The 4,917-nt window shown below is 70.3% G+C and carries 4 protein-coding genes and 3 pseudogenes; 2 read left to right on the forward strand and 5 right to left on the reverse strand.

Features of this window, described 5'->3' with window-relative positions; genetic code table 11:
* Positions 1-632, reverse strand: a pseudogene (locus tag G5C65_RS31090) (TetR/AcrR family transcriptional regulator); the annotation flags it as partial.
* A 33-nt stretch (positions 633-665) separates the two neighbouring features.
* On the opposite strand from G5C65_RS31090, the pseudogene G5C65_RS31095 reads away from it, so the two are divergent.
* Positions 666-1,354: pseudogene (locus tag G5C65_RS31095) on the forward strand (SDR family NAD(P)-dependent oxidoreductase); the annotation flags it as partial.
* A gap of 18 nt (positions 1,355-1,372) precedes the next feature.
* Here G5C65_RS31095 and G5C65_RS31100 read toward each other — a convergent pair.
* The 3 genes and pseudogenes from G5C65_RS31100 to G5C65_RS40250 form a co-directional block, all read right to left on the reverse strand.
* The gene (locus G5C65_RS31100) at positions 1,373-1,783 is read right to left on the reverse strand and encodes a hypothetical protein (protein ID WP_206442469.1); all 411 of its coding nucleotides are present in this window, start codon (positions 1,781-1,783) and stop codon (positions 1,373-1,375) included.
* Positions 1,780-2,349 carry a hypothetical protein gene (locus G5C65_RS40240; RefSeq protein WP_206442470.1) on the reverse strand — a complete coding sequence of 190 codons (570 nt, stop codon included), beginning with the start codon at positions 2,347-2,349 and terminating at the stop codon, positions 1,780-1,782. Before G5C65_RS40240 ends, G5C65_RS31100 begins: the two co-directional genes overlap by 4 nt.
* A 58-nt stretch (positions 2,350-2,407) precedes the next feature.
* Positions 2,408-3,117 (reverse strand): annotated as a pseudogene (locus tag G5C65_RS40250) (transposase); the annotation flags it as partial.
* A 236-nt stretch (positions 3,118-3,353) separates the two neighbouring features.
* On the opposite strand from G5C65_RS40250, the gene G5C65_RS40855 reads away from it, so the two are divergent.
* Positions 3,354-3,671, forward strand: a complete 318-nt coding sequence (locus tag G5C65_RS40855) for a Tn3 family transposase (RefSeq protein ID WP_277608129.1) — start codon at positions 3,354-3,356, stop codon at positions 3,669-3,671.
* A gap of 122 nt (positions 3,672-3,793) precedes the next feature.
* On the opposite strand, the gene G5C65_RS31115 is transcribed toward G5C65_RS40855, so the two are convergent.
* Positions 3,794-4,699 carry an NmrA family NAD(P)-binding protein gene (locus G5C65_RS31115; RefSeq protein WP_165302389.1) on the reverse strand — a complete coding sequence of 302 codons (906 nt, stop codon included), beginning with the start codon at positions 4,697-4,699 and terminating at the stop codon, positions 3,794-3,796.
* Positions 4,700-4,917: the final 218 nt, after the last annotated feature.

A 4,917-nucleotide genomic window follows, 5' to 3' on the forward strand; every position in this document is an offset into this window, starting at 1 on the left:
GCAGGCGGGAGGCCAGGTGCGCAGGGCGGCGTCGGCCATCGCCTGGAGCTCGTCCCGGGCGACGCCGCTCGCGGTCTGCACGGCGATGCCGAACGCCGGGTGGTGACGTAGCGGGCCAGCAGCGCCGGATCGGCTTGCGGGGGCAGGTCGCCGTCGTCGGCGGCTTGCTGGAACCGTTCGCGGACGCGGGTGCAGCCGTTGTTGCGCCAGGTGGCGAGGAGGTCGCGGACGCCGCGCCCGGGGTCGCTGGTGGCCAGGGCGCCCTGGACGCCCAGGCGGCCGCGAGGAGGGTTCGGGCGGGTGGTGGTGCGAATGGCGCCGGCCAGGATCGCGGTGGCGACGGCGAGGGCGTCCGGTTCCTGGAGGGCGCGGGTCAGATAGGCGCCGGGGCCCTCGGTGTAGCGCTCCAGGGCCTCGCGGAACAGCTCCTCCTTACTGCCGAAGGCCGCGTACATGCTGGTGGTGGAGATGCCCATGGCCCCGGTCAGTCCGGCCAGGCCGGCCCCTTCGTAGCCGTGCTCCCAGAACACCAGCATGGCGCGCTCAAGGGCTGCGTCGGTGTCGAATCCCCGTGGCCGGCCGACGGGGCCGCGTTGTCCGGTTCCCACTCCCGCAGTCCACCTCTTCCGCATCGATCGGTGCGGAAATTGAAGGAGGTTGTGCACGTGGGACTGCTTGAGGGCAAGACTGCTCTGGTCACCGGCGGCGGCAGCGGAATCGGCCTGGCCAGCGCGGTACGGCTGGCGGCCGAGGGCGCACACGTCTTCATCACCGGCCGACGCGAAGCCGAACCGACGCGGCCGTCGAAGCGATCGGTTCAGCGGCCACCGGGGTGATCGGCGACATCTCGGATCCGGCCGACCTGGACCGCCTCTACGAGACGATCGGCAGCCGGGGACGGGGCCTGGACGTCCTGTTCGCGAACGCCTCCATCGCCGGGTTCGCGACGCTGGAACATGTCACAGAAGAGCACGTCGACACCCTCTTCGGCATCAACGCCCGGGGCACGCTGTTCACCGTTCACAAGGCGCTGCCCGTGCTCAACGACGGCGCCTCGGTGATCTTGAACGGCTCCACCGCCGCGGATTCCGGCGCCGAGGCGTTCGGCGTGTACGCGGCGACCAAGGCCGCCACCCGGTCCTTCGCCCGGACCTGGGCCAACGAACTCAAGGGACGCGGCATCCGGGTCAACACCATCACGCCCGGCCCGACCGACACCCCCGGTCTGTCCGGGCTCGTCCCCGGCCCGGAGCAGGTAGCCGGCCTCAGACAGCAACTGGCGGGGCACGTGCCGCTGGGCCGGCTCGGGCACCCGGAGGAGATCGCCGCCGCCGTGGCCTTCCTCGCCTCCGAGCTGGGCACGGCCTTCGCCTCATTCTGTGCTCGCAGCAGGGCGGACGGCCGCCGAAGCACGGCGAAGAACACGCTCGGCGGGGACAGCAGAAGGTCGACTGCCTTCCCCCTGACCGTGCTCCACCAGACGGGAGCGGAACTCCGACAGATGACCAGGAGGAACGGCCACGGCCCTAGGCGAGGCGTGGGGGCGCGAAGGGGGGAGCATGCGGGTGAGGACGTCGTGCGCGTAGCCGTCGATGACCGGGGTCAGGTCGTGGGCCGGGCGGCCCCGGCCCACGGCCCCCGCTGCGTTGTCCCGGGTGCGGCGCACCAGGGACGTCAGCTCCCCGGGAGAGGTGCCGCCCGTCAGCAGCAGGTGGCCGAGGTTGCCCTCGCGCTCACCCTTGAGACGGTAGTCCTGCAGGTCATCGGCCACCATGGTGATCATGTCGAACGCGTGGGCGAACGCGTAGGCGTGGCCGGACGCGTGCGGCACGTGGCCCGCGACAGCGGCCAGCCGCGCGTAGCAGCCCTGGAAGGAGCCGCTGTACCGGTCGGCGTGAGCACCTCGCCGGGGCTGGTGGCCTTCTCCCACGGCTTGCGCCGGTCGGCGGCGAGCGGTGTGGCGAGACGGAGCTGGGTGTGCGCGACGATCACAAGCCAGGTCCACCGGTCTGCGGCCTGCGGATCGCGTAACCGTGGGCGGGCCCAGCCGAGGGACTGCTTGAAAAGGCGGAATGTGTGCTCCAGGTCGAGTCTTCGCAGGTGGCAGGACCAGGCGAAGTCGACGTCATCAGGGGTGGCGCCGGTGGAGGAGGACCACAGCCACACCGGTGGTGCGTCGCGGTCGCCGGGCAGATGGTCGACGTTGAGCCGGATCAGCGTGCCCTCGATGACGGGGAGTTCGCTGTCGTGGCCGATCCACGCGGACCGCTGCTGCAACCGTGGATGGAGACGGTCCCAGGCACGGGCCTCGGCCTTGCCGTACCGGGCGGTGTCGTTCAGGGTCGTCACGGGCGGCTCCGGCCCAAGACTCGGGCCAGGCGAGGCTGAACTCCTTGCCGTGCATGGGCGACCGGCCACCCTGGGGGTCGTAGGCCCGCGGCGGTTTCGGCAGCCGCAGGACGCGGTCCGAGCGCAGACGTCCGACCAGCTCGACGGGAAGGTCGAGCAGCACCCAGGCCAGGCGCATCACGTCGTAGCCCGCGTCCATCACGACCAGGATGTTCCGGTCGCCGCGCTGCCACTGCCCGGCCGCGATCAGCTGCTCGACCACGTGCCGGAGCTGGTCGGCGGTGACGGCCGCGGCATCATCAGCGCGTCCCAGCCGGACCGCGTCCAGGACCTGCGTCCACGAGGTGCGATCCGGGTGAGTGCTGCCACGAAGGAGTACGGCCAGCCCGGGATGATCTGCGCGGCCCCACGAGAGCGGCCATGGACATGGCAGAACAGCCGCTCCGGCGAGCAGGCCGCGTCCGAGCGCAGCCACGGGAAGACGTCGACAGTGAGCACGAGCCGCCCTTCGAACCGCGGCAACGGCAAAGACACCAGCTGATCGCGTAGCCGGTCCGCGTCCAGACGGCCGCGGTTCAGGGCGCCGTACAACGAGCCGTAGCCGCGTTGGTGCTCGGCGAGCAGCGACAGCTCGACTGGTGTCCGGGGCGGGCCGTCCGCACACAGCAACGCATCGGCCCGCGCGGACAGGCACCCGTAGAAGGCTGTCCGAAAGCGGGACAGTTCCGCGAGCGCATCCCGTCCGCCGACCGGCACCAGCACACTCATCCCATGGACCCCCTCGTGAACTCCCGTACTCCATAGCGGAGCTCAGGATCACGAGGACGACCCCCTCATGCCCTGCAATCACTCCAAAGAGTGACCGCGCGGCCGAGCCCGAGGTTAAGGAACAAGCTGACACAAGTCTGCGGCTGTGTACGCGAGTCTGGGCAACGAATGTCGATGGCGACGGACGACACCCTCTGCCCGTTGTTGACGCACGCCGGGAGTCTCACTACGGCGACCTGGCCGGGCAGGACAAGGAGTCCCAGGAGGTCAGCGTGCTCGCACTGCACCTGCTCCAGTCCGCCCTGGTTCATGTCAACACGCTGCTGATGCAGCAGGTCCTCGCCGGTCCGAAAGGAACCAAAGGAACCGACGCCCTCACCGAGGTAGACCGGCGGGTGCTGTCACCGCTGCTCTGGACGCACGTGGACGAGGCGGCCCCCGGCCGGCCCTGCCTGACGTGCGAGTTGCCCGCGCCCGGCGGGCGGCACCGAAGGTGCGGCCCGGTCGTTCAGCAGTGCGGGATGACGCCCGCACGGGCGCCTCGAAGAGCGTAGGGGCGACGGTTCCCTATGCCTCCCTACGCCGTCGATCCGGAGCTTGTGGAAAGGCTGGCGGGAGACCTGGCAGGCCCTCGTCAGGCTCAGCGCTCGCCGCCGCGGTGGGCCCACCAGGGTTGTCAATCCGGTCGGGCTGCGCGGTACCGAGGGGCGAATTCTTCCTCGACGAACCGTTCGATGGAGGTGGGGGTGGAGGTGCGAGCGGTACGCGGCTGCTCCGTCCGCGTGTGCCGGGAGTTAACGGCTCCGCCGACCTCGGCCATCATGTCCGCGACGTCGAGGGACACGCCTTTGTTGCGGAGTTCCGCGTGGAAGTCGGCGAGGCTGGTCTGCTCATAGGTGAAGTCGTCTGCACGCACAGCTTTCGCGATCACGCTCACGGCTTCCCGCATGCTCACGTCACGTTCCCCCTGGAGTTCCAGGACCTCCGTACCGTGCCAGGTCCCGGTGGCGAGTTCCTCCCCGGCGCGGGCCCCGACATCGCGAGTGGCGACAAAGGGGAGGGGGAGGTCGGGCTCGAAGGGGGCGCTGATGCGGTGGTGGGCCGTGGCGGTGTCGACGTGGTCCAGCAGGTTCTCCATGAAGTAGCCGGCCCGCAGCCACAGCGTGTCGACTCCAGGGACGGCCGAGAGGCGCTGCTCGAAGCGGTGGAGCCCCATGACCGGTCCGGTGCCTTTGGGGTGCCGGGCTCCCCAGCTGCTGAGTCCGACGACGCGGGTCACACCGGATTCGGTGACTGCCTCGGTCAGGGAGGCCGCCACCTGGTCCTGGAAGGCACCGAAGTCGGGGTGGTCGGGGATGTAGTTGGGCTGGATCACCGCGTAGATGCCGTCCGCGCCACGGAAGGTATCCGTCAGCGCGGCCGAGTCGGTCGGGTCGGCCTCCCACACCTCGGCACCTCGCGCGGCGAGATCGGCGAGCCGCCGGGCCGACCGGCCGACGGCTCGGACGGGGTATCCGGCCGAGAGCAGGTGCACAGCTGCGGCCCGCCCGGTGCGGCCACTGGCGCCAGTGATGACGAACATCGATGTATCTCTCTTCCTTGGCGTTCTGTACTGGTGCCTGGGAAGCCGGGCGTGCTCACACGGTGTCTTCCCTGCCGCCTCTTCCCGGGGAAGCAAGGACGTCGCTCGGCTGGGCTCCGGACCCTTCAACAGGCTGCTGAGTCCGACGACGCGGGTCACACCGGATTCGGTGACTGCCTCGGTCAGGGAGGCCGCCACCTGGTCCTGGAAGGCACCGA

Origin of the sequence: Streptomyces boncukensis (genome assembly GCF_011045075.1) — a bacterium.
Classification (GTDB): Bacteria; Actinomycetota; Actinomycetes; order Streptomycetales; family Streptomycetaceae; genus Streptomyces; species Streptomyces boncukensis.

What these genes read in the sequence shown, in the direction of transcription:
- G5C65_RS31100 (WP_206442469.1), bottom strand. Translation starts at nt 1,783, where the DNA reads ATGATCACCATGGTGGCCGATGACCTGCAGGACTACCGTCTCAAGGGT.
- G5C65_RS31115 (WP_165302389.1), bottom strand. Translation starts at nt 4,699, where the DNA reads ATGTTCGTCATCACTGGCGCCAGTGGCCGCACCGGGCGGGCCGCAGCT.